A 24,183-nucleotide genomic window follows, 5' to 3' on the forward strand; every position below is an offset into this window, starting at 1 on the left:
GTCCTGTCGGCCCGTGCCCGTCAGTCGATCGTGATGGCGATCTTGCCGCGGACGTGGCCGGTCATGCTGAGCCGGAAGGCATCGGCCAGACGTTCCAGCGGGAACGTCTCGGCAACGTCCACCCGCAGCCGGCCATCCTCCAGCATCGTCGCCAGGGTGGCGAGGTCGTCGGCGTCCGGGCGCACCCAGATCCACTGGCCGCCCTCGGCCAGCACCCCGGCGTCCGCGATCGAGGCGTGCCGCCCGCCTTCGGCGAGGACCGCGAGGGTCGCGTCGAGCACGCCGCCGATGAAGTCCGCGACCACGTCGACCCCGCCCGGGACCAGGGCGCGGACCGCATCGGCCAGCCCGTCCCCGTACGCCACCGGCTCGGCGCCGAGCGCCCGCACCCGCTCCGCGCTCGCCGGGGAGCAGCTGGCCAGCACCCGGGCGCTCAGGGCATGGGCGATCTGGACGGCGGCCGACCCGACGCCGCCGGCGGCGTTGTGGATCAGCACCGTCTCGCCGCGCTGCAGACCCAGCCGGGTCAGTGTCTGGTAGGCGGTGAGGCCGGCCAGCGGTACCCCCGCCGCCTCGGGCCAGGACAGCCCGGCGGGCTTGCGGGCGAGGTGGCGGACGGCGACCGTGACGTACTCCGCCATCGTGCCGCCGTGCACGTAGTCCTTGCGGGCGTAGCCGATGACCTCGTCCCCGACGGCGTACTCGGGCACGTCGATGCCCACCCGCTCGACCACGCCGGCGACGTCCCAGCCCGGCACCACCGGGAACCGGATGTCCATCAGGCCGTCCAGGCCACCCGCCATCAGCTTCCAATCCACCGGGTTGACCCCGGCCGCCTTCACCCGCACCAGCACCTCGCCGGGCCCGACCTTGGGCAGCGGCATGTCCACCAGGCGCAGCACCTCGGGTCCGCCGTAGGTGTCGTACGTCATCGCGCGCATCGTCTCAGCCATGCGCCCATCCTGCCTCGGGGGACCGACATCGCGGTCCGGCACGCCTGAGGCGACCCTCCCGGGTCGGGCCGCAGGGCGTGTCGATCAGCCGGCCAGCGCCTCCAGTCCGGCCAGCGCCTGGTCCAGGTCGGGGGCCACCACGAGCCGCTGCACCGCCGCTCCGCGGATGAAGCCGGCCTCGGCCATCCCCCGGACACTGGCCAGGAACGGGTCCCAGAAGCCGCCGAGGTTGAGGAAGCCGACCGGCTCGTCCAGCACGCCGAGGTAGCTCCAGCTCCACACCTCGACGATCTCCTCCAGGGTGCCCAGCCCGCCCGGGATCGCCAGGAATGCATCGGAGAGCTCGGCCATCAGTGCCTTGCGCTCGTGCATCGTCCCGACCACGCGCAGTTGGGTGAGGTCGTGGCGGCCCCACTCCCGCTGGATCATCGCCTCGGGGATGACGCCGATCACCTCACCGCCCGCATCGAGCGCGCCCTGCGACAGGGCGCCCATCAGACCGGCCCCACCGGCGCCGTAGACCAGCCCGATGCCGCGGCGGGCCAGCTCGGCCCCGACGTCGTACGCCGCGCTCCGTAGCGCGGGGTCGGTGCCGTCGCTGGCGGCGGCGAAGACGGCGAGGCGGCGCAGTGGGCTCATGGACCGATTCTGCCCACAGCCGGCGCGTGCATCATCTCGGTGAGCCGAATCTGACACCTCAGCGCGTGCGACCGAGAGCGGGATCCGGCCGATCCGCGCCATGGCGCGGTTTCTCCGCACGGAGCGGGCCGCCGGTCGGATCGAGCCGCCAGATTCGGCTCACGTTCGGCGGGCACTCGTCGCGGGATCGCGCGTTCGGCGGGCACTCGTCGCGGGATTGTGTGTCTGGCGGGCGACCGCCGCCGAAATCCGTGCGTCAGGCCGCGAGCGCCAGCTTGCCGGCCAGGCCGAGCATCATCACGCCTACCCCGGCGTCGATCCACCGCCAGGTCGTCGGCCGGCTCAGCGGCCCGGACAGCGCCCGGGCACCGAAGCCGAGGATGACGAACCACAGGATGCTGGCCGACACGGCGCCAGCGGTGAAGATCCACCGCCCCGGGTCGCCGAACCGGTTGGCCAGGTTGCCGAGCAGCACCATGGTGTCCAGGTAAGCCTGCGGGTTGAGGTAGGTCGCGGCGAGGATCGCCAGCAGGACCGTACGTGTCGTCCCCGTGCCGGTGGCCACCATCGCCTTCGGTCGGGCGGCGGAGCGGAACGACATCACCGCATAGCCGAGCAGATAGGCCGCCCCGACCCAGGCGAGCACCTCCATCACCAGCGGGTGCGCGGCGGCGAGCACGCCGACCCCGGCGGTGCCCGAGGTGATCAGCACGATCTCGCTGAGGATGCAGACGAGCACGACCAGACCCACGTGGTCACGGCGGATCCCCTGCCGCATCACCATCGTGTTCTGCGCACCGATCATCGCGACGAGCGTGAAACTCGCCACGAACCCGGTCGCCCAGACGCCGATCCCGATCATCCTGCACCTCCGTCGTTCCGCGCCGGAGCGGCCGGCCGACCGGGTTCCCCGTCAGGTCCCAGATCCGACGCTAGAGCGGCCCGAAGAGTAAGACAAACGTGTGATTCTGCAGCTGCATTAGAATTTCTTCATGAACTTCGAGCAACTCAGGGCCCTGTTGGCGGTGGTCGACGAGGGCACGTTCGAGGCGGCCGCAGACGAGTTGCGCGTCTCGCCGTCGGCGATCAGCCAACGGATCAAGGCGTTGGAGGCCTCGGTCGGCCACGTCGTCGTGCGGCGTACGGTGCCCTGCACGGCCACCGAGGCGGGCGCGGTGGTGCTCCGGATGGCGCGCCAGGTCGCCCTGCTGGAGATCGAGACGCGGGAGGCACTGGGAGCCGACGATCCGGGTCTGGAGGGCCCGGGACAGGCGGTCCCCGGTCGGGCGATGCTGCCGTTGGCGGTCAACGCCGACTCGCTGGCCACCTGGTTCCGGCCGGTGCTGCGGGAGGCCGCCGACTGGCGCGACACCATCCTGCGGCTGCAGTTGGAGGACGAGGAACACACCAGCGATCTGCTCCGTGGTGGGGACGTGGTCGGAGCGGTCACCGCCGCGCCGCGGGTGGTCGCCGGATGTCGTACGGAGAAGCTCGGCGTGATCCGCTACCAGCCGGTCGCCTCGCCCGATCTGCTGGAGCGGCACACCCGGCTGCGCGGCGGACGGCGGATCGTCGAGTGGAGCCGGATGCCGGTGCTGCGCTACGGGCCCAAGGACGACCTGCAGAACAAGTTCCTTCGCGCCCGGGGCGTCGAGCAGCTGCCGGTCGCCCACCAGATCCCGTCCTCGGAGGCCTATCTGGAAGCCGCCCGCGCCGGGCTCGGTTGGGGCCTCGTCCCCGAGGTCCAGATGCGGTGGGCGCTCGACGACGGGTCACTGCGGATCGTGGTGCCGGACAGCGAACGCGACGTGCCGCTCTACTGGCAGGTCTGGAAGCTCGGCTCCTCGCGGCTGGAGCGGCTCACCGCGGCGGTACACCGGGCTGCGGCGTCCTTGGGGCCGGCGGGGTCGGCCTCGGCGGGGGCCACGGCGGGCTCGCCCGGCTGACCTGGAGCGGACCCGTCCGGGGGTGGGCTCCTCCGCTGCCCTCGCCGGGGCGCTGCCCTCGCCGGGGCGCTGCCCTCGCCGGCGGCGCTGCCCTCGCCGGGGCGCTGCCCTCGCCGGCGGCGCTGCCCTCGCCGGCGGCGCCCGGGGCCGGTCACACCCGGCCGGGCCGCACCGCGTACGTCAGGTGGGCGAACTGGCCGTAGCGCTGTGCCGACACCAGGTGCAGGCGCTGTGGGCCGACGTCGCGGGGGAGCAGTGGTTTCCCGCCGGCCAGCGTTGCCGGTGCGATCGACACCTGGAGCTCGTCCAGCGCGCCAGCGTCCAGGAACTGCCCGGCCAGGTCGCCGCCGCCGACCACCCACAGGATGCCGTCGCCGACCACCTCCGCCAGTGTCGACAGGTGGTCGGCGACCGGGCCGGAGAGGAACCGTACGTCGACGCCGGCCGGCACCGGCAGGTCGCGGTGGGTGAAGACGAACAGGGGGTTGGTGCCCATCGTGGGTGCCCAGCGCTCGGGGTGCTCCAGCATCTCCTCGTGGTGCAGCACCCACTCGTACGTCGTGGAGCCGCAGACACCGGCCCGGGCGGTGGCGATGAACTCCAGCGGATCGGGTCCCTCCTCGCCCTCGACGTCGAACAGCCACTGCAGGTCGTCGTCGGGGCCGGCGAGGAAACCGTTGAGCGTGCTCGCGGTGTAGAAGACCGTACGCATGCTCCACGGTAACCACGGAAACCCCCGCGGCGACAGGGGGTGCCGGGGCAGAATCGGTCCCGTCCCTGCAGGATGGCCGAAGGAGCGACGATGCTCATCGCGGTGCCGACCGAGATCAAGTCCGAGGAGTACCGGGTCGCCGTCACCCCTGCCGGTGTCCGGGAGTTGCTGGCCGACGGCCACCAGGTGGTCATCCAGTCCGGCGCCGGGCAGGCGTCCGACATCTCCGACGAGGACTACCGGCGGGTCGGCGCACGGCTGACCGATGACGTCGATGCGCTGTGGCACGAGGCGGGCCTGATCTGCAAGGTGAAGGAGCCCCAGCCGACCGAGATCGCCCGGCTGCGCGAAGGGCAGCTGCTCTTCGCCTACCTGCACCTGGCGCCGGACGAGGCGCAGACCCGTGCGCTGATGGCGTCCGGAGCCAGCTGTGTGGCGTACGAGACCGTCACCGACGACCGCGGGCGGCGGCCGCTGCTGGCGCCGATGTCGGCGGTCGCCGGACGGCTGTCGGCCCAGGTCGGGGCGCGGCTGCTGGAGGGGATCCACGGTGGTCGCGGCCTGCTGATGGGCGGTGTGCCGGGCGTGCCGGCCGCCCGGGTGCTGGTGCTCGGCGCGGGGGTGGTGGGCAGCAACGCCATCCGGGTGGCCCTGGGGATGGGGGCCGACGTGACCGTGCTGGACGTCGACCTGGACATCCTGGCCCACCTGGACGCCCGGTTCGGCGCGGCGTTGACCACTCGGCACTCCTCCCGGCTGGCGGTCGAGGAGTCACTGGCCAGGGCCGACCTGGTGATCGGGGCGGCGCTGGTGCCGGGGGCCCGTACGCCGCAGTTGGTCTCCTCCGAACAGCTCGACCTGATGCCGGCCGGATCGGCGGTGGTCGACGTGGCGATCGACCAGGGCGGATGCTTCGCGACGAGCCACCCCACCACCCACCACGACCCGACCTACTGGGCCGGTCACGTGCTGCACTACTGCGTCGCCAACATGCCCAGCGCGGTCGCGGCCACCGCCACCCGGGCGCTGGCCAACGCCACCCAGCCCTACCTGGTACGTCTGGCCAACGGGGGCGTCGACGGGCTGCTCACCGACCATGCGCTCCGCACCGGCCTCAACGTCCACCGCGGCATGGTCACCAACACCGCCGTCGCCGACGCACACGGGTTGCCCCACGTCCGCGCCGACGAGGCCCTGCTCGACGACTGACTCGGCAGGCGTCGAACAGGGCCTCGGACCGTCGACCCGGACGGCCGACCCGGGCAGTCGGCTCAGGCGGTGGCCAGCGCCAACTCCTGCTTCGGGGCGTCGTACGCCGCCTGGTCGAGGATGCCCTCACGCTTCGACACGATGACCGGGACCAGCGCCTGACCGGTCACGTTCAGCGCGGTGCGGACCATGTCGATGATCGGGTCGATCGCCAACAGCAGACCGACGCCCTCCAGCGGCAGACCCAGGGTCGACAGGGTCAGGGTCAGCATCACCGTCGCGCCGGTCATCCCGGCGGTGGCGGCCGAACCGAGCACGGCGACCACGGCGATCAGCAGGTAGTCGACCAGGGTGAGCTGCACGTGGAAGAAGTTCGCCACGAAGATCGAGGCCAGCGCCGGGTAGATCGCGGCGCAGCCGTCCATCTTGGTCGTCGAGCCGAGCGGCACGGCGAAGGAGGCGTACGAGGACGGGACGCCGAGGTTGCGGATGGTCACCTCGCGGGTCACTGGCATGGTGCCCATCGACGAGCGCGACACCAGGCCGAGCTGGGTGGCCGGCCACACGCCGCGGAAGAACGGGGCGATGCGCAGGCCGTGGCTCTTCAGGATCAGCGGGTAGACGATGAGGCCGACGATGAGGCAGCCGACGATCACGTCGAGGACGAAGACGCCCAGCGATCCCACCGCTCCCCAACCGTACGAGGCGACGGCGTTGCCGAGCAGACCGACGGTGCCGATCGGGGCGAGCCTGATGATCCACCAGAGCACCCGCTGGACGATCTTCAACGCGGAGTTGACCAGGGCGAGGAACGGCTCGGCCTTGTGTCCGGCACGCAGTGCGGCGGCGCCGACGACGATGGCGATGACGAGGATCTGCAGGGCGTTGAAGCCGACGGTGGAGGTGCTGCCGTGGGTGGTGACCTCGAGGCCGAGGAAGTTCTGCGGCACCAGGCCGTTGAGGAAGTCCAGCCAGGTGCCCTGGGTGCTGGAGGCCTTCGCCGCGGTGGCCGCCACGGTGGTGCGGGCGCCCGGGGAGGTGAGGGTGCCCAGGCCGATGCCGATCAGCACGGCGATCAGCGCGGTGATCGCGAACCAGATCAAGGTCTGGACGGCGAGTCGGGCGGCGTTGGCGACCTCCCGCAGGTGGGAGATGGAGGACACGATCGCCAGGAAGATCAGCGGCGGGACCACGGCCTTCAGCAGGGTGACGAAGATCGTGCCGATCGTCTTCAGGGTCGCGCCCAGCCAGTTGGGGACGGCGCTGCCGTCGGGCGCGTGGCCCGCGGGCCCCATCCGGAGGGCCACCAGGCCCAGGATGATGCCCAGGGCGAGGCCGATCAGCACCTGGGTGCTGAACGAGAGGTGGAAGCGCCGCGTGGCGGGTCCGGCGGGGGTGGTGCCGGGCCGGTCGGCGGGTGTGGTCGACGTCGGGTCGGACGGTGTCGGGTCGAGTTGGGTGTGGCTCACGGGGTGAAACCATACAACGCTAAATAAGCTGATGCAAAGTCGCCCATAAGTAAAGCTGTGGTGTGCTGGTCGCTCGGCGCTCCGCCCGCGTCAGGCCGACGCGGGGACGCCGGCCAATCGTTCGGCCAGCGTGGGCAGCGCCTCCTGCAGGGGCGCCTCCCACCGGAGGGTGACCAGGTCGTCGGCCCGGGTCCGCCCGCGGGTGATCAGCACGATCGGCAGGTCCTGCTTGGCGGCGCGTCGGACGAACCGCAGGCCGCTCATCACCTGCAGCGAGCTGCCCAGCACCAGCAGTCCCTCGGCCCGTTCGACGAGGTCGAAGCAGTGGTCGACCCGGGGCCGGGGCACCACGTCGCCGAAGAACACCACGTCCGGCCGCAGCCGGTCGGCCGAACAGCGGGTGCACAGCGGCGCCCGGAAGTCGTCGACCGCCATCGCGGAGAGCACCGCGTCGCCGTCGGGGCGGATCTCGGTGCCGGCGCCGACGAAGCCCGGGTTGGCTGCGGCCATCCGGGCGTCGAGGGTGGCGCGGTCAGTGACCTCGCCGCACGCCTCGCAGACCACGCGGGCGAGTGACCCGTGCAGTTCGGTGACGTCGGTGCTGCCGGCCGCCTGGTGCAGCCCGTCGACGTTCTGGGTGATCACCGCGCCGGTGATGCCGGCCCGCTGCAGTGCGGTCAGCGCCAGGTGGCCCGGGTTCGGCCGGGCCCGGCGCAGGTTCTGCCAGCCCACGTACGACCGGGCCCAGTAGCGGCGGCGCGCCTCGGACGACGTACGGAACTCGTCGATCCGCATCGGCTGGACCCGCCGGGTGCCGTCCGGGTCCCGGTAGTCCGGGATGCCGGACGCCGTGCTCATCCCGGCGCCGGTCAGCACGAGCCAGCGTCGGGAGGGCAGCAGGGTGGTGAGGCGGTCGAGCACGCGTCGAGCGTACGTCAGTCGGCGTCGGGTCGGCGTTCCCCGGCGGTCACCGGAAAGGGGATGACGTTCTCGGCCACCGGCCGCGGGCAGATGGCGTACGAGGGCACGAAGGCGGCCGGGAAATTGAGCGCGCGGTTGAAGTCCATCGAGGTGCCACCCTCGGGATCGACCTCGCCCAGCGCCACGAACCGCCAGTCGGCGGTGTCGACGCCGTTGGTGGGGTCGTGGAAGACGACGTACGCGTCCCCGTGGCCACCGCTGACCAGCAGTTGGACGTCCTGTCCGTCGCGGGTGAACCACACCTCGCCCCAGAACGTCATCGGCTGGCGTACGTCCGGCTGGGCGGTCTCCACCTCACGGACCAGGTCGGTCGGGAACCGGTCGAAGTGCGCCGGGACGATCCATCCCGGATCCCAGTCGTACGTGGGCACGCCGGTGAAGTCGGTCCGGGTCGGCGCCTGCGGGTCGCGCAACCGCACCATCGGCCGCCCGCCCCGGACCCCGGCCTCCGCGACGATCCCGTCGTGGACGAGGGAGTCGTCGGACTCGTCCTCCTCCAGCGGGATGTCGACCGATCCGCTGACCGGTGCGTCGTAGCGCAGCACGGCGTCCTCGTCCGCCAACTCGACCCGCACCTCGACCTCGTCACCGGACCACAGTCCGGGGAACCCCTCGATCGGGCGGGGCTCCTCGTCCAGCCAGTGCAGGGCGGTGATCGACAGCCAACCGTGGGGTGCGGCGAGGCCTCTCTCCCGCATCAGGTGCCAGCGCTTCCACTCGCTGCGCTCCCACCTCGTCCAGTCGGGTCCGCTGCCCATCGCTCCTCCTGCGTCGTGTTGCAGCGAGGGTAGCGCGCGCGGCCCGGATGGCGGCCGGACCGCCACCGGGCGACTCAGGCGGGGACCGCCGCCAGCGCGTCGGTCAGCGTCGCCACGAAGGCGTCGACGTCGGCCTCGGTGGTGTCGAAGGTGCACATCCACCGGACCTCGCCGGCGGCCTCGTCCCAGTCGTAGAAGAAGAACCGCTCCCGCAGCCGCTCGGCGGCCTCCTTCGGCAGGATCGCGAACACCGCGTCGGCGTCGACGGACTGGGTGATGCGTACGTCCGGCAGGTCGCGGACGCCGGCGGCCAGCCGGGTGGCCATCGCGTTGGCATGTCCGGCCGAGCGCCGCCACAGGTCGCCGTCGTACAGGGCGAGCAACTGGGCCGAGATGAACCGCATCTTGCTCGGCAGCTGGGTGAGGAACTTGCGGACGTACTGGGGTCCGCGGACGGCGTCGGGGTTGAGCACGACCACCGCCTCGGCGCCCATCAGGCCGTTCTTGGTGCCGCCGAGGCTGAGCACGTCCGCCCCGATGGCGGTGGTGATGTCACCGAGCCCGCACCCCAGCGAGACGGCCGCGTTGGCCAGCCGGGAGCCGTCGATGTGCAGCTGCATCCCCAGTGCGTGGGCGTGGTCGGCCAACGCCCGCAGCTCGTCGGGGGTGTAGACGGTGCCCACCTCGGTGCACTGCGCCACGCTCACCACCGCGGGCTGCGCGTGATGTGCCTCACCGAAACCGTGGGCGACCCGGTCGATGAGGGCAGGGGTGAGCTTGCCGTCCGGGCTCGGCACGGTCAACGTCTTGACGCCGACCAGCTTCTCCGGGGCGCCGCACTCGTCCACGTGGATGTGGGCGGTCTCGGCGCAGATCACGGCGTCCCACCGCTCGGTGAGGGTCGCCAGCGACATGATGTTGGCGCCGGTCCCGTTGAAGACGGGGTAGGCGACGGCGCGGTCGCCGAAGTGGCGTCGGATGACCTGCTGGAGCCGTTCGGTGTAGGGATCCTCGCCGTAGCTGACCACGTGGCCGCCGTTGGCCGCCACGAGCGCTTCGATCACCTCGGGATGGACCCCGGAGATGTTGTCGGACGCGAAACCGTGGCGGGTCGGATCATGGAGCGGTGCGGGCATGCGGCCCACTGTAGTAGTGCCGGATGCCCGCACCGCGGGTGCCCCGAGGGGATCCTCAGCCCAGCTTGATGCGGTACTCGGCCTCGAGACGGCCGGTGACCTCGTGCTTGCGGGTGCGGCCGGTGGCGTTCCAGCCCATCGCCTCGTAGACCCAGATGGCCCGGGTGTTGTCGGCGTACACCCACAGGATGATGTCGGTGAAGCCCTCCTCGCGGCAGGCCTCGGGAAGGGCGATCAGCAGGCGGCGGGCCCAGCCCTCGCCCCAGTGCTCGGGGGCGACGCCGAGGAAGCGCAGCTCGCCGCGGCCCTCCTGGGTGGCCTCGCGCTCGGGCTCGACGGCGGCGAAGGAGATGATGGCCTCTTCGTCATCGGCGATCGCCAGGAGGAACGAGTGCTCGGAGGCGGCCAGCACCTCCTCGATCAGCGGGATGGAATCGTTGATCTTCACATCGCTCGCGTCGACCAGGTCGCGGTGCGCGGTGGCCTCGGCCCAGATGGTGGCAGCCTGCTTGACCAGCTTGGGGTCGCGGGTCTTGGTGGCACCCATCTCGAACTCGGTCATGATGGCTCCTTCCGTGTCATGCCGCGTCAGGCGGGAATGCCAGGACGCCTCGTGCACGAGTCCCGGTGGTGGCCGGGGTGGCACGTCCATCACTCTAATGGTTACCGGGTCGGTGCGGGATGGGCTGACGCGGCGACGGTCCGCGGGTCTCCGGGAGCCTTCGTCGGTGCCCGCGGGATGACGGCGTGGCCTGTGGAGACGCGTACGACCTGTGGGCAGCGGCCGCTGTCGGCACAGCCTGATCTCAGCCGGCGAGGACCTGGAACAGGACGTGGTCCTGCCAGCGTCCGTTGATCTGCAGGTACTGCGGAGCCCGGCCGATCCGGACGAAACCGTTCGTGATGAGGACATGCTGGGAGGCGATGTTGTGCGGCAGGGTGGCCGCCTCCAGGCGGTGCAGGCGCAGGTCCCCGAAGGCGTACGCCTTGACGGCGCTGACCGCCGCGGTGGCCAGACCTCGGCCGGTGTGGTCCAGTGACACCCAGTAGCCGATCCCGCCGGACAGGAACGCGCCGCGGGTGATCCGGGAGATGGTGATCCGGCCGACCGGCTCCTCGCCGTCGAGGATGACGAACGGGGCGACCAGCCCGGCGTCGCGTTCGCGCAGCGCCTCGGCCAGGTAGGCCTGCTGCCCCGGAACGGTGAACCAGGACTCGTCGCGCTGCGGCTCCCAGGGCTGCAGGAAGGTGCGATTGCGGCGGTAGAGCGCCGCCAGGACGGGCGCGTCCTTGAGCGTCACCGGGCGGATCACAGAACGGTGCATGTGGCAATTCTGCCAGCGCACCGTTCCGCCGGCGCGGTCGCGAGCATTGATTAGCTTGGGTAATGAACTATGCTAACGATGTGACGCCGGGTGATCGGTGTCACGACGGGGCTGGTTCCGACGGACGGCGACACCCGGCTGATCGAGCCGGATGACCGATCGAACTGCCCGGCTCCGTGAGACGGCAGGGCCCGACGAGTGCCGGACCGGAACAGGCGGAGGACGACTCACGCACAGCACGGACAGGGACGGCATGGACGGACGAGACAGCCGCAGCATGGACAGGCGCACCACGAACAGGTCGGGCGTCGACCCGCACAGCGCGGAGGATCCGGCGCCGACCGGCGCGGAGATGCCGACCCCCGACTCCGAGGCCCTGTTGAGCCTCGCCAATGATGTCCGGCTGGTCTGCCAGCAGATCAGCCGCCGGGTGCGCTTCGAGAGCGGCACCGACGTGGCGCCGCACCAGTTCAGCGTCCTGGTGAAGCTGAGGAACCGCCGGTGGACGCCGGGCGAGCTGGCGGAGGCCGAGCGGGTGAGCCCGCCGAGCATGACCCGGACGGTCAACTGCCTGTGCGAGCTCGGGCTGGTCGAGAAGGTCGGCAACCCCGACGACGGCCGCCAGCGCGTCCTGCACCTCACCCCCGCGGGGGAGGACGTCGTCGATCGTACGATCAACGCCCGCGACACCTGGATGATGCAGCGCCTCTCGGAACTCTCCGACGAGGAGCGCGCCGTCCTGGCCGCCGCCACCACGGTGCTGCAGGGGGTGCTCGCCCGATGAGCCGCACCGCCACTCCGGCCGAGGCTCTCGACCGCACATCCGAGGCCGGCGATCGTACGTCGCCCACGGCCTCGTCCGCCCGCTCGTCGGTCGGGGCCACAGCCTCGTCGGCCCGGACGTCGGCCGCCGCGTCCCGGCGTCGCTCGCGCCGGCCGCTCCCGGCCACCCCGCACGGCATCTTCGCCTCGCTCCACCTGCGCAACTACCGTCTCTACTTCTTCGGCATGCTGCTGTCGAACATCGGGCTGTGGATGTTCCGGGTGGCCCAGGACTGGCTGGTGCTGACCCAGCTCACCCAGCACTCGTCGTTGGCGCTGGGCACGATCACCGGCCTGCAGTTCCTGCCGGTCCTGCTGCTCTCCGCGTACGGCGGGGCGATCGCCGACAGGTTCGACCAGCGCAAGCTGCTGATGGTCACCCAGGCCGCGGCCGGGCTGGTCGCTCTGGTGCAGGCGGTCCTGGTGCTGACCGGCACCGTGCAGCTGTGGCACGTCTATCTGCTCGCCGCGTTGGGTGGTGTGGTCGCCTCGTTCGACAACCCGGCCCGCCAGGCGTTCGTCTCCGAGCTGGTCCCCGAGTCCTACCTGGTCAACGCCGTCGGTCTGAACGCCACCACCTTCAACATGTCCCGGTTGCTCGGTCCCGGCCTCGCCGGTCTGATGATCGGTGTCGCCGGGGTCGGCCCGGCCATCCTGGTCAACGCGATCAGCTATGCCGCGACCCTGGCCGCCCTGGTGCTGATGGATCCGGTCGACCTGCACGGCGCGCCGAAGACCCGCGGCCGGGGCTCGGTGCGGGCCGGCATGGCGTACGTGGCGCACCGCCCGGACGTCCTGCTGGTGATGTTCATGGTGTTCATGCTCGGCACGTTCGGGCTGAACTTCCAGGTCACCAACGCCCTGATGGCCACCCAGGTGTTCCGCGTCGGGCCCGAACAGTACGGCCTGATGGGCACCGTGATGGGCGTCGGCACGCTCGGCGCGGCCCTGATGGCGGCGTCTCGCAAGCAGCCGCGGATGGTGGTGCTGGTCGCCGCGCTGGGCGGCTTCACCGTCGGGATGATCGGCCTCACCGTCGCCCCGTCGTACCTCGTCTACGTCCTGCTGTTGATCCTCGTCGGCCTCACCTCACTGACGGTGATGACCAGCGCCAACGCGACCGTGCAGCTCTCCGTCGATCCGGCCATGCGTGGCCGGGTGATGGCGCTCTACATGATGGTGTTCATGGGCGGCACGCCGATCGGCGCCCCGCTGATCGGCTGGGTCGGTGCCCAGTTCGGGGCCCGCGCCACGCTGGGTGTCGGGGCCGCAGCCACCGGGCTGGCCACCGTGGCCGCACTGTGGGTGCTGCTCCGGGCCCGGCGTGGGGAGCACGCCCGCGAGGGGGCGCCGGGCGCCGCGGATCGTGGCACCATGGCGGCATGACGCGTACGCTCCACCTCGTCGGCGAGGAGAAGGCCGACGCGCTGCTCGGCAGCGAACCGTTCGCCCTGCTGACCGGGATGCTCCTCGATCAACAGGTGCCGATGGAGGTCGCGTTCTCCGGCCCGGCCAAGCTGCTCGACCGGATCGGGACCGTCGATCCGGCGGCGATCGCGGTGATGGATCCGGAGGAGTTCCTCGCGGCGTTCGCCGAGCGCCCGGCGGTGCACCGGTTCCCGCGGGCGATGGCCGAGCGGGTGCAGGCCCTGGCCACCGAGGTGGTCGCGACCTACGGCGGCCGCACGGAGACGATCTGGACCGCCGGCGACCCGACCGGGGCCGAGATCCTCGCACGGCTGAAGCGGCTGCCCGGGTTCGGCGAGCAGAAGGCGAAGATCTTCCTCGCCCTGCTCGGCAAGCAGTTCGACCTGCAGGCGCCGGGCTGGCGGGAGGCCGCCGGCGACTACGCCGTCGATGGCTCGCGGCGCTCCATCGCCGACGTGGTGGACGAGCGGAGCCTGGCCGAGGTCCGCGCGTTCAAGAAGGAGATGAAGGCGAAGGCCAAGGCGGCCAAGGCGGCCAAGGCGTCGCCCACGGCGGCCAAGGCGTCGCCCACGGCGGCCAAGGCGTCGCCCGACGCCTGACACCTGACGCGAGCCCTGAGGCGGCGGGATCGGCTCACCGGGTCAGGGCGTGCCGCAGCGCCGGCACCAGCTCCGGATGGCTGAAGCGGAATCCGGTGGTCCGCAGCCTCGCCGAGGACACGTTCAGGTCGGTGTGCACCAGGATCGCGGCCGCCTCCCGGCCGAGCAGCAGCGCGGGGCCGAAGCCCGGCGTCGGGATCAGCGAGGGCCGGTGCAGCACCTCTCCGAGGCGGCTGGCGAAGGCCCCGGCGGTGACCACCCCGGGGGCGACGGCGTTGTACGGGCCCCGGCAGGATCCCTCGAGGATGACGTGCGCGTACGCCCGGGTGATGTCGTCCAGCCCGATCCAGCTGACCATCGCCTGCGGGGAGGTGAGCCGCCCGCCGGCACCGACCAGGAACAGCGGCAGCTCCATGGCCAGCATCCCGGCCGCCGGGCCGAGCACCGTCCCGGTGCGCAGCACCACCAGCCGGGCGCCGTCCTCCGCGACCCGGTGGGAGGCCTCCTCCCACTGCCGGGCGACATCGGCGAGGAAGTCGGTGCCGGCGGGGGAGTCCTCGGTGAGCACCTCGCCGGGGCGGCGGCCGCCGTAATAGCCCACGGCGTTCGCCTGCACCAGGGCAGCCGGTCCGTCACCGGCCCGCCGGGCCGCGACGATCGCCCGGGTCAAGGTCTGGGTGGCGTCGAGCCGCGACCAGAGGATCTCGTGTTTGGTGGTCGGGGTGTAGCGGGTGACGATCGGGCGGCCGGAGAGGTTCACCACGGTGTCGACGCCGGCGAGTCGGGCCGGGTCGAGATCGCCCAGTTCCGGGGCCCAGCTGATCTCGTCCGTCCCCTGGGCGGGCCGTCGCACCAACCGGAGCACCGTGTGCCCGCCGGTGGCCAGCAGTGCGGTCAGCTGAGTGCCGATGGTTCCGGAGGCGCCCGCGATGGCGATCGTCCGGGGCGTCCGCGCCAGCCGCTGGTGCAGGGCGAGGTCGGCCCGCAGCTGGTCCTCCCGGAACCGGAACAACCCCTCCAGATAGCGGTGCATCCACCGCTCGCCGACCGACCCGGCCAGGGCCGGCGGCAGCTCGTACGTCACCCGGTCGGTGATCCGGGTGCCGCCGCCCTCGGCGTCCTCGAAGAGGTGCTCGTGGCGCCAGTGGCGCAGCGGCCCGCGGACCTGCTCGTCGACGAACAGACGACCCGACTCGTACGCGACATGTTCGACCAGCCAGCGCAGCCCGGGCCCGGTCCGGACGGCGCTCGGCATCGTACGTCCCGGCCACAGGGCGGTGAGCAGCGGTGAGGAGATGCGCAGGGCGCGGCGCGACCCGACGTGCAGCCCGTCGCTCGGGCCGTCGACGGTGACGATCGCGCCCGGCGGGCTCAGCCGGACGAACGCCCCGGGGCGTTCATGCCAGGCGAACACCTCGTCGCGCGGATGCGGGTAGGTCGCGGTGTGTTCGAAGACCGTCACGGCGGAGCCCCTCTCGGTCCACCGTCGGGTGGTGTGCCCGGCGGCGCCTGCCACCATGATGCGTCAGAGCAGCGACGCCTCCCAGTCCAGCAGCGCTTCCTTGAGGTCCTCGCGACCGCCGTACCCGCCGAGTGACCCGTCGGCCATGATCACCCGGTGGACCGGGATGATCCAGGAGACCCGGGTGGCCGCGCAGGCGTTGGCGGCGGCCCGGGCGCCGCGGGGAGCGCCGGCCGCGCGGGCCACCTGCCCGTAGCTGAGCCGTTCGCCGAACCGGGTCTCCCGGATCGCCTCCCAGCAGGCGTGGTGGAAGTCCGGCCCCGGCTGGTCGACCTGCAGTCGGTCGTACGCCTCCCGGTCGCCGTCGAGATGGGCGAGCACCGCGGAACGTACGACGCTCGCCCCATCATCGCGGATCACCGGGAGTGTGGAGACGCCACGCGCGGTGAGGCTGCGGGGCAGGTCGGACGCCGACGTACGCCTCGGGGCGTGCTGGCCACTGGCGGGGAGTCGCGACAGCACCTCGGTCACGGAGGCGAATCCGGCCGCCCGGACCACCGGCTGTTCGTTGCCGGTCCATGCCACGACGAACCCGCCGAACGGGGTCGCGATCTCTGTCCACCGCAGCCCGTCCATGGCGGAAGCCTAGCGAGCGCACCCGCCTGGCGAGCACCCGCCGGCCGGGCCGCGGAGCCGATGTCACTGTAGGACGTACGGTCCGAAACGGCCCCGTCCTCCGGACCGAGAGGGTCCGGAGGACGGGGCCGGTGATGGGGGAGCGGGAGGTCAGTCCGCCGCGGGGACGGGCACGCCCTCCGACGCTTCCGTCGCGGTCTCGGGGACCTTGGCGTTGACGATGATCACCGGAGTGCCGATCGCCACCTCACCGGAGATGGCCTGGGCGATGGGGCCGAACTTCTTGCCGTTCGTCACCAGCACCGGGGTCGCCAGCGAGTAGCCGGCCTCCTCGATGAGTTCCCGGTCGAAGGTGACCAGCGGGGTGCCCGCCTCGACCCGCTGACCGGTGGTGACCTTGACGTCGAAGCCGCGTCCTTCGAGGTTGACGGTGTCGATGCCGACGTGGATCAGCAGTTCGATCCCGCTGTCGAGACGGATGCCGAACGCGTGGCCGGTCTCGTGGGCGACCAGGAGCTTGCCGGCGGCCGGGGACACCACGGTGTCACCGGTGGGCATGATGCCCACGCCCGCTCCGACGGTGCCGCGGCTGAAGACGGGATCGGGGATGTGCTCCAGCGGGATCACGGCGCCCGCCAGCGGGGCGGTGATCTGGGTGATGGCGCCGGGGCGCATCGCGGGCTTGACCGGACGCCCGGTGGGGGCCGGTGTCCCCGCCTCGACGGCCGGGGCCTGCTCGGCTGCGGCCTCGACCGCGGCGGCGTGGACGGTCTCCTCCGCCTCACGGATCGCGGCCGCCTGGGCGCGCTGTTCCGGGGTGCGGTAGTCGGAGACGATGACCAGGATCATCGCGGTGAAGAAGGCGACGCCGATGGCCAGCGCGTACAGCGGGATGTTGTTGAACGCCGGGATGGTCAGCAGCGAGGTGAAGACGAACGCGCTGGTCTTCAGGCCGCCGCCGATGCCGATGATCAGACCACCGAGGAAGCAGCCGATCAGCATCCGCGGGTAGATCCGCTTGTAGCGCAGGTGGATGCCGTAGAGGGACGGTTCGGAGATGCCGCCCAGCAGACCCGCGGCGAGGGCACCGGTCGCGGTCTGGCGCATCATCGGGTCCTTGTCACGGATGGACAGGAAGAGGACACCGGCGGTGGCACCGAAGGCAGCGAAGTTCCACGCACCCATCGGCCCCTGGATGAAGTCGTAGCCCAGGCTCTGGATATTGAGCAGCATGATCGCGTTGATCGGCCAGTGCAGGCCCAGCGGGACCATGAAGGGGTAGGCCAGCGGGACCAGGATGGCGAAGATCAGCGGGGAGAAGTCGTTGACCGCACGCAGCGCGTTGGCCAGGCCGGCGCCGGCGTACACACCCAGCGGGCCGATCAGGAAGGCGGTCAGCGGGATCATGATCAGCATCGACAGGAACGGCACGAAGATCAACTGGAGGTTCTCCGGGATGATCCGGCGCAGCAGCTTGGTCAACGGGCCGAGGACGCCGGCCATCAGCAGCGGCGGGAACACCTGCGAGCTGTAGTTGAAGATCGTCAGCGGGACGCCGAAGATGCTCACCACGTCGATCTCGCTGCCGGCGAACTGCATCTTCGTGGCGGCATCGCCCAGCGCGGTGAAGCCGGGCAGCATCACGACGGCCATCACGGCGAAGCCGACCCACGGATCCGCGCCGAGCTTCTTGGTCGCATTGTAGGCCACCATCAGCGGCAGGAAGACGAAGACACACTGCCAGGCCAGGTTGACGAACGCCCACGACGGCGGCAGCGCGGTGCGGGGATCGGCCCAGTTGCCGATGATCCCCAGGGTGCTCATCAAGGCCATGAAGGTGATGAACAGCGAGGCGCCCAGCAGGGCACCGATGGTCGGGCGGAACGAGTCCGAGAGGAACTCGAAGAAGGTGTCCAGCCAGGCGAACTTTCCGCGCGGGCCTCGGGCGCGGGCCGCGGCCTTGACGTCGGCGTCGGACTCCTCGCCGCTGGAGACCTTCGCCATCTCCGGGAGGTTCTGGATGTCCTCGAAGACCTGGGTCACCGCACCGCCGATGACCACCTGGTAACGGTCTCCCGCCTGGGGCACGGCCCCCATCACGGCGGGGATCGCCTCGACGGCGGCGGTGTCGACCCTGGCGCCGTCCTTGAGTTGGAAACGAAGGCGTGTGGCGCAATGGCTGAAGCTCTGGATGTTTCCAGCGCCCCCCACGCCCTTCACGATGTCGCGGGCTGATGAACTCGCCATCTGGGTTCTCTCTCTTCGTGCGACCAGTGGAGCCGACTTTGGCTCCGCTCGTGTCCGACGGAGGGCCCGAGCATTCGGTTCCATCGAACGAACACAATCGTAACCTGACGGTGGATGCTCCGCTACCCGAAATTTCCTCCTGGTTCGTTCGATCCGGCCCGTGGTTACGGGCGTGTCGGGTTTTGTTGCGCAGGTGTGGGTAAATTTCTGCCTGTGAGCTACGTGTGCGTCTGTCGAACACAAGGCTCCTTCGGCACCGACTGGTGGGTTCGAGCAGTGTTGCTTTCGTACGACGTGGGATGTCGTGATCGGGTGCTGCGACGGCGGGGTGACGGGCCATCGGGCAGGTATGACGGAGATCATGCCGGTCACCTCGACACGAGGCGGGGTTACTGTGTCGGCGGACCGTACGGGTCGTGGACGGGAGGACGGGTGATGACCGAACAGAGGCGCAGCGACGAACGGACCGTCGGCGTACGGATGACCAGCAACGTCACCGACACCGCCCTGATCTTCGAGGGTGGTGGCATGCGGGCCAGCTACACCTCTGCGGTCGTCGTCGCGCTGCTCGCCGCCGGCATCCACGTCGACTGGGTCGGCGGCATCTCCGCCGGAGCCTCCAACACGGTGAACTACCTGGTCCGCGACGCCGAGCGCGCCCGGACGTCCTTCGTCGAGTTCTCCGCCGACCCCCGGATGGGCAACTTCGGCACCTGGCTGCGGGGCAAGGGCCTGTTCAACGCCGAGTACATCTACGAGACCTCCGGCTACCCCGACCAGGCGCTGCCCTTCGACTTCGCCACGTACGTCGCCAACCCCGCGACGATGGCGATCGGGTCGTTCCGGATGAGCGACGGCGCGATGGTCTACTGGGGCAAGGACGACACCCCTGACCTGCCGTCCCTGATGAAGCGGGTCCGGGCCAGCTCGACCATGCCGGTGCTGATGCCGGCCGTGACGATCGACGGCGTCGACTACCTCGACGGGGCGCTCGGCCCCACCGGCGGGTTCGCCCTCGACGCGGCCCGGGCGGCCGGCTACGAGAAGTTCCTCGTCGTTCTCACCCAGCCGCGCGGGTACGTGAAGCCGCAGCTGAAGAACGAGCGGTTCTTCGGCAGCTGGTTCCGCCGGACGCCGGCGGTGGTCGATGCACTGATCCGGCGCCCGGGGCGTTATAACAGCACCCGCGAGGAGCTCTTCGAACTGGAGCGGGAGGGCAGGGCGATGCTCTTCGTGCCGGAGGCGATGCCGGTCACCAACGGCGAACGCGACGTGGCGAAGCTGCGTGTGGCCCACGAACAAGGACTTGCCCAGGTGCGCCGCGAACTGCCGGCCTGGGAGGAGTTCCTCGGTCTCGACGGCTGACCTGATCGGGGCGGCGGGTCGCACCGTGCGTGACGGTCGCGGGCGGCCGCCAGGCATCGGCCGTCGGATCGGCCGTTACACGTCGGCCGTTACACGTCGGCAGTCACACGTCGGCAGTCACACGTCGGCAGTCACACGTCGGCCGTCACACGTCGGCCGTCACACGTCGGCAGTCACACGTCGGCAGTCACACGTCGGCAGTCACACGTCGGCAGTCACACGTCGGCCGTCGGATCGGCCCTCGCGCGGTGGCTCAGCCCTTCGTCCGTCGAGGCTTCGGCTCCTTGGGCGGCAGCGTCACGACGTACGCGTACGCCCGCTCGAACCAGGCGGTGGCCTCCTCGTCGGAGAGCCCCTCCGGCAGCGCCAGCCAACCGCCCATCGGCCGCTCGGCCGGGCCGAACGGACCCGACCCGGGCAGTGCCTGCAGGGCCGCCCTGCCCGGCTCGTCCAGCTTGACCCCGAGGTCGGTGCCGAACAGGCCGGCGAACATGTTGCCGTTCACGAACGCGCCGACCGAGCCGAACATCGGCTTGACCGCGACCCCGTCGAGGAGCGGAACCAGCGCCCGGAACCGGGCCTTGTCCTCCTCGGTGTGCGTGGGCATCTGCACGGTCGGACCTCACGCAGCGTTCGGGTCGGGCTGGTGCAGGCCGAAGAGGTTGCCCTCGGTGTCCTTGAAGTAGCCCTGCCAGGCCATCCCGGCGAGCGCGGCCTTGGGCATGGTCACCTCGCCGCCGTGGGCCAGGATCCGCTCCTCGTACACGTCGTAGTCGTCGACCACCATCGTCACGACGTACGCGTTCACCGGCTGGTCGATCGCCGGGGTGCCGGTCATCCGGGGGAGCAGCCCTCCGTCGATGCCCGGGGTGCCCTCTTCGCCGGTGGTGATCCCCCAGTAGGTGGCGCCGCCGGTCGGCCCCGACCAGTCGGTGAAGGCCCAACCGAAGACTTCGGTGTAGAAGGCCTTCGCACGGTCGATGTCGTCGGCCTGGATCTCGAAGTGCATGGGGCGGGCTGAGCTGGCCATGATGGCTCCTCCGATGAGTCGGATCGATAACTCGGGTCAGCGGGCGGATCGCCGCCGCGAGGCTCGGCGCCCTCCTGCTGGCACCAGCCTGCCGCAGCCTGGGGCCGTGCACCAGAGTCGGCGTCGATGCATCGGTGGCGTACGCGGCGCGCGTGCCGGGCGATGGTCGGCAGACCGTACCCGTGGTGTGTATTCGGACCCGGTCGCCCGAGTGGGAATGACTACCACCGGTACGGTCTGGGCGGATACGGCGGCGACGTATGACCACAGGCCGCGTACGACCACAGCGTGGTGCCGCGCGGTCAGCCCTTCGGCACCCGAGTGATCGGTCGGACGGCGATCTCCTCGACCATCCCCTCCGGGGTGGCGTCTACGGCGGTCCGTACGACGGCGGCGACCGAGGCGACCCGCAGGTGCTCGTCGGGGTTGTAGCTGCGGCCGGATTCGGCCTGGAGGTGGCGCTGCATGTCGGTGTCGACGCGGCCGGGGTAGACGGTCGTGACGCGTACGCGTCCTCGCTCGTCCTCGCGCAGGCCGTCGGCCAGCGCCCGCAGTGCGAACTTGGAGGCGGAGTACGCCGGCGAACCACCGACGCGCTGTCCGGCGCCGGAGTTGATCATGATCACCATCCCGCCGGCGGTCCGCAGGGCGGGGAGGAGCAGGCGGGTGAGGTCGGCCACCGCAATGACGTTGAGCTCCATCAGGTCCCGCCAGTCATTCCGGGTCATTTCCTCGATGAAGCGGGGAGCGTCCCGACCGGCCGAGTGGACCAGGACATCGAGCCGCTCGATCCCCCGGACGGCCGCCGCGGTGGAGGCGGCATCGGTGAGGTCCGCCACGAACGGTTCGGCCGACGGCAGGGCCGCCACCACCCGGGCGACGTCTGCGGCGGACCGCCCGCCGATCAGCAGGTGGTGGGTGTCGGCGAGCACGTCCGCGATGCCGCGGCCGATGCCGCGGCTGGCGCCGGTGATGAGGGCTACAGGTCGGTCCATGCCGGGCACGTTAGGCCGACGCCGGGCCAGCAGCAAGCGAGCGGCGATCATATGGGTGGTGGCAGCGATGGGCTTGCCGCTCTCGTGTGGTCGCCGCGGGCTCCCATTCCTCGTGTGGTCGCCGCGGGCTCCCATTCCTCACGTGGTCGTAGCCGCGGAGTGAGTCTCTCAGCGTGGCGGGAGCCCTGCGGTGGCCGTGAGCCTCGGTCTGGCCTGTCGGCCCTGATCGCAGAACCGCTCGACGATCCCGACCTGTCGCACGACCGGGTCTTCCGCCGCCTGCTCCGGGCCCGGCATGCAGGACCTCATCGTCACATCGCCGCAGATGCGGCTCCTTCTGCCAGCCGCCGCCGCTTCAGTCATCTGCGGCCCGCCGGCAGGCCGCAGGTGACTGAAAGCGCGGCGGCTGACTGAAACCCGCGCGCCTGTGGTGGCGACGGCCTGTTGGAAGCGCAGCGGCTGGCAGACACCCTCGCGTCTGCGGCGGAGGCGGCTCTCAAGACCGCGCTGCCTCAAGACCGCGCTGCCTCAAGACCGCGCTGGCCAGCCGCCCGACCACGACCACGACGTATCCTCGCCCGAGCACACCCGCTCATCGTCACGGGGTGAGTCCCTTAGCGTGGCGGAAATCCTGCGGTGGCTCGTGAGCGCATCTAGCCCCGACGGGTGAGGGCGGCTCGGAGTAGGTCCTCCCGCCGCACCGGCCTAAACACATTCGTAGACCTCTGCACCTCGTCCGTGCAGATGTGTCTGTCATTCAGCAGAAACGCACGGGCGAGGTGCAGAGCTGAGCGTTTGTGTGTGAGGGCGGCGGTGTACCGCGGTGAGGCTGCGCAGCGAGGTTCCGCGGCTGAGTCGATGTGAGGAACCGCGGAGATGTCGCCTCGGCGTGCCGTCGGGTCAGCCTCCGTACGGGTAGCTGGATCCGCCCGGCTGACCGGGGCCGGGCTGGTCCGGGCCGCCGCCCGGCTGACCGGGGCCACCGGGCTGACCTGGGCCACCGGGCTGGTTCGGATCAGGCTGGGTGGGACCGGGGTAGCCGGGGTAGCCGGGTTGGGTCTGGTATCCGGGCTGTCCGGGGTTGCCGGGCTGACCAGGGTTGCTGGGGTGGGGCGGGTAGCCGGGCTGATCCGGGTAGCCAGGCCGGGTCTGGTATCCGGGCTGACCGGGGTAGCCAGGCTGGGGCGGGTAGCCGGGCTGGGTCGAATAGCCAGGCTGGCCGGGGTAGCCGGCGGCGTACCCCGGGTCCCAGGGCGTGGGGCCTTCCGGCACGGTCTCCAGCCCCTGTCGACGATTCTGGTCGATGTAGAGGATCGTCGTGAACAGCGCCTGGAACGGCGCGGCGAGCCAGGCGACCACTTGGGAGCCCACGGTGCTGATGAGGATCAGCGGGAGCAGTGCCGCCATCTGGGCGAGGATCTGCGCCGGATCCTCGGTCTCCTCCAAGCCGGTCAGTTGGGGCGTCAGGAACGCCTGCGAGATGCCGGAGACCGCGCTGCTGGCGATGGAGACGAGCAGGCTTGCGACGATGAGGTAGCCGAAGATCCGCCAGAACGCACCCCGGGAGACGTTCCAGGAGCGTCCCAGGGCGGCCAGCGGGCCGTCCCCCTCGATCGCCAGGGTCTGCACGATGAAGGCCCACCGGATCCCCAGGTAGATCGATCCGAGGATGACGACGATGACCACCAGGGCCATCAGTGCGGGTGCAGGGCCTGAATCCGACGCGCTGCCCACCCACAGGGCGAGCAGTGTGATCACTCCGCCGACGGCCAGCGCAGCGACCAGCGCGAGCAGCACCAGCAGGACCGCCCGGCCGGCCAGACCGTGGGTGCGCCGCCACAGCTCGCCGATGGTGGACGGGCGGCCGTCCTCGATGTCCCGCCCGGCGAGCGCCATCATGCCCTGGCACTTGATCTGCACCAGCGCCACGACCAGCCCTGCGAGGAGGACCAGCAGTATCCCGCCGAGGAGCATGCCCACCGACCCTGGATCGAAGGTCGGCTCGCCGCTCAGGGCGATGCCCTGGAACATCCGGAGCAACGAGCTGATGATCATCAACGCGGCGAGTGCGCCGACGGCCAACCCGGCCAGGGTCGGGATCAGGGCGATGACGATGAGCTGGCCGAAGCGCCGCCCGTAGAAGCTGAAGGTCGCCGACAGGACGTCACCCAAGGACAGGGGACGGCGGGGGAGCGCCCCGGGCGCGGGGATGTCCCCGGGCGTGGGGAAGGCAGGCGAAGACATGTCGGGGATCCTAGTGAGTCAAGGGGCCAACGGCGGCCTGTCGGGGGCATCGCAGGTCGGTCGCCCGACCGTCCTGATCCCGCGGGTCGGCCGTCGTACGATCCGCCGCCGGCGCCGCTGCAGGTCGTTCGGACGGAACCGTGCCGGCCGTGCTCGATGCGTACGTGCTCGATGCGTACGTGGACGGATGCGTACCTGGACGGATGCGTACCTGGACGGGCCGGCCT

Annotated in this window: 22 protein-coding genes and 1 pseudogene; 6 read left to right on the forward strand and 17 right to left on the reverse strand. The window is 71.1% G+C overall.

All coding sequences use genetic code 11. The features are described 5' to 3' along the window. Nucleotides 1-20: 20 nt before the first annotated feature. The 3 genes from R0146_RS06885 to R0146_RS06895 form a co-directional block, all read right to left on the reverse strand. Complete coding sequence (locus tag R0146_RS06885; protein ID WP_317692122.1) at nt 21-953, reverse strand: NADP-dependent oxidoreductase; 933 nt, start codon at nt 951-953, stop codon at nt 21-23. 84 nt (nt 954-1,037) lie between these two features. Further along, nucleotides 1,038-1,592 (reverse strand): LOG family protein, encoded by a 555-nt coding sequence (locus tag R0146_RS06890; protein WP_317692123.1) that lies wholly within the window; start codon nt 1,590-1,592, stop codon nt 1,038-1,040. Nucleotides 1,593-1,848: 256 nt separating this feature from the next. Next, nucleotides 1,849-2,454, reverse strand: coding sequence for a LysE/ArgO family amino acid transporter (locus tag R0146_RS06895; RefSeq protein ID WP_317692124.1), 606 nt, complete (start codon nt 2,452-2,454; stop codon nt 1,849-1,851). Between the two features lie 130 nt (nt 2,455-2,584). On the opposite strand from R0146_RS06895, the gene R0146_RS06900 reads away from it, so the two are divergent. Then, entirely contained in the window at nt 2,585-3,538 is a 954-nt protein-coding gene (locus R0146_RS06900; RefSeq protein WP_317692125.1) for a LysR family transcriptional regulator ArgP, read from the forward strand. A gap of 151 nt (nt 3,539-3,689) precedes the next feature. On the opposite strand, the gene R0146_RS06905 is transcribed toward R0146_RS06900, so the two are convergent. Continuing rightward, entirely contained in the window at nt 3,690-4,250 is a 561-nt protein-coding gene (locus R0146_RS06905; protein ID WP_317692126.1) for a dihydrofolate reductase family protein, read from the reverse strand. A 90-nt stretch (nt 4,251-4,340) separates the two neighbouring features. Between R0146_RS06905 and ald the strand changes: the two genes are divergently transcribed. Then, a complete protein-coding gene (gene ald / locus R0146_RS06910; protein WP_317692127.1) occupies nt 4,341-5,459 on the forward strand; it encodes an alanine dehydrogenase in 1,119 nt (372 codons plus the stop codon). A 62-nt stretch (nt 5,460-5,521) separates the two neighbouring features. On the opposite strand, the gene R0146_RS06915 is transcribed toward ald, so the two are convergent. From R0146_RS06915 to R0146_RS06940, 6 genes are all read right to left on the reverse strand, one after another. Next, nucleotides 5,522-6,928, reverse strand: coding sequence for a dicarboxylate/amino acid:cation symporter (locus tag R0146_RS06915; protein WP_317692128.1), 1,407 nt, complete (start codon nt 6,926-6,928; stop codon nt 5,522-5,524). Between the two features lie 90 nt (nt 6,929-7,018). Continuing rightward, nucleotides 7,019-7,849 (reverse strand): NAD-dependent protein deacetylase, encoded by an 831-nt coding sequence (locus tag R0146_RS06920; protein ID WP_317692129.1) that lies wholly within the window; start codon nt 7,847-7,849, stop codon nt 7,019-7,021. 14 nt (nt 7,850-7,863) lie between these two features. Beyond that, nucleotides 7,864-8,667 (reverse strand): DUF1684 domain-containing protein, encoded by an 804-nt coding sequence (locus tag R0146_RS06925; protein WP_317692130.1) that lies wholly within the window; start codon nt 8,665-8,667, stop codon nt 7,864-7,866. 74 nt (nt 8,668-8,741) lie between these two features. Further along, nucleotides 8,742-9,803, reverse strand: coding sequence for a threonine aldolase family protein (locus tag R0146_RS06930; RefSeq protein ID WP_317692131.1), 1,062 nt, complete (start codon nt 9,801-9,803; stop codon nt 8,742-8,744). A 55-nt stretch (nt 9,804-9,858) separates the two neighbouring features. Continuing rightward, nucleotides 9,859-10,365: a GNAT family N-acetyltransferase gene (locus R0146_RS06935; protein ID WP_317692132.1), complete on the reverse strand. Its 507-nt coding sequence runs from the start codon at nt 10,363-10,365 to the stop codon at nt 9,859-9,861. 244 nt (nt 10,366-10,609) lie between these two features. Beyond that, nucleotides 10,610-11,128 carry a GNAT family N-acetyltransferase gene (locus R0146_RS06940; RefSeq protein ID WP_317692133.1) on the reverse strand — a complete coding sequence of 173 codons (519 nt, stop codon included), beginning with the start codon at nt 11,126-11,128 and terminating at the stop codon, nt 10,610-10,612. 277 nt (nt 11,129-11,405) lie between these two features. On the opposite strand from R0146_RS06940, the gene R0146_RS06945 reads away from it, so the two are divergent. From R0146_RS06945 to R0146_RS06955, 3 genes are read left to right on the forward strand one after another with little or no spacing between them, the layout of a single operon-like run. Then, nucleotides 11,406-11,912, forward strand: a complete 507-nt coding sequence (locus R0146_RS06945; RefSeq protein WP_317692134.1) for a MarR family winged helix-turn-helix transcriptional regulator — start codon at nt 11,406-11,408, stop codon at nt 11,910-11,912. Then, entirely contained in the window at nt 11,909-13,336 is a 1,428-nt protein-coding gene (locus R0146_RS06950; RefSeq protein WP_317692135.1) for an MFS transporter, read from the forward strand. The genes R0146_RS06945 and R0146_RS06950 overlap by 4 nt, the downstream gene beginning before the upstream one ends. Beyond that, nucleotides 13,333-13,977 carry an HhH-GPD-type base excision DNA repair protein gene (locus tag R0146_RS06955; protein WP_317692136.1) on the forward strand — a complete coding sequence of 215 codons (645 nt, stop codon included), beginning with the start codon at nt 13,333-13,335 and terminating at the stop codon, nt 13,975-13,977. The genes R0146_RS06950 and R0146_RS06955 overlap by 4 nt, the downstream gene beginning before the upstream one ends. Nucleotides 13,978-14,011: 34 nt before the next feature. Here R0146_RS06955 and R0146_RS06960 read toward each other — a convergent pair whose 3' ends face one another. The 3 genes and pseudogenes from R0146_RS06960 to R0146_RS06970 form a co-directional block, all read right to left on the reverse strand. Then, nucleotides 14,012-15,439 carry a TIGR01777 family oxidoreductase gene (locus R0146_RS06960; protein WP_317692137.1) on the reverse strand — a complete coding sequence of 476 codons (1,428 nt, stop codon included), beginning with the start codon at nt 15,437-15,439 and terminating at the stop codon, nt 14,012-14,014. Nucleotides 15,440-15,502: 63 nt separating this feature from the next. Then, nucleotides 15,503-16,075 carry a methylated-DNA--[protein]-cysteine S-methyltransferase gene (locus R0146_RS06965; RefSeq protein ID WP_317692138.1) on the reverse strand — a complete coding sequence of 191 codons (573 nt, stop codon included), beginning with the start codon at nt 16,073-16,075 and terminating at the stop codon, nt 15,503-15,505. 216 nt (nt 16,076-16,291) lie between these two features. Next, nucleotides 16,292-18,322, reverse strand: a pseudogene (locus R0146_RS06970) (glucose PTS transporter subunit IIA); the annotation flags it as partial. A gap of 480 nt (nt 18,323-18,802) precedes the next feature. Between R0146_RS06970 and R0146_RS06975 the strand changes: the two are divergent. Then, a complete protein-coding gene (locus R0146_RS06975) occupies nt 18,803-19,687 on the forward strand; it encodes a patatin-like phospholipase family protein (RefSeq protein ID WP_317692346.1) in 885 nt (294 codons plus the stop codon). Nucleotides 19,688-19,940: 253 nt separating this feature from the next. Here R0146_RS06975 and R0146_RS06980 read toward each other — a convergent pair whose 3' ends face one another. The 4 genes from R0146_RS06980 to R0146_RS06995 form a co-directional block, all read right to left on the reverse strand. Next, on the reverse strand, nt 19,941-20,294 hold the full coding sequence (locus R0146_RS06980; protein ID WP_317692139.1) for a TfoX/Sxy family protein: 354 nt from the start codon (nt 20,292-20,294) through the stop codon (nt 19,941-19,943). Nucleotides 20,295-20,309: 15 nt separating this feature from the next. Next, nucleotides 20,310-20,717: a VOC family protein gene (locus tag R0146_RS06985; RefSeq protein ID WP_317692140.1), complete on the reverse strand. Its 408-nt coding sequence runs from the start codon at nt 20,715-20,717 to the stop codon at nt 20,310-20,312. A 302-nt stretch (nt 20,718-21,019) separates the two neighbouring features. Continuing rightward, nucleotides 21,020-21,712 (reverse strand): SDR family oxidoreductase, encoded by a 693-nt coding sequence (locus R0146_RS06990; protein WP_317692141.1) that lies wholly within the window; start codon nt 21,710-21,712, stop codon nt 21,020-21,022. Between the two features lie 900 nt (nt 21,713-22,612). Continuing rightward, entirely contained in the window at nt 22,613-23,956 is a 1,344-nt protein-coding gene (locus R0146_RS06995; RefSeq protein ID WP_317692142.1) for a DUF7847 domain-containing protein, read from the reverse strand. Between the last annotated feature and the right edge of the window lie 227 nt (nt 23,957-24,183).

Origin of the sequence: Raineyella sp. LH-20, assembly GCF_033110965.1 — a bacterium.
Taxonomy (GTDB): domain Bacteria; phylum Actinomycetota; class Actinomycetes; order Propionibacteriales; family Propionibacteriaceae; genus Raineyella.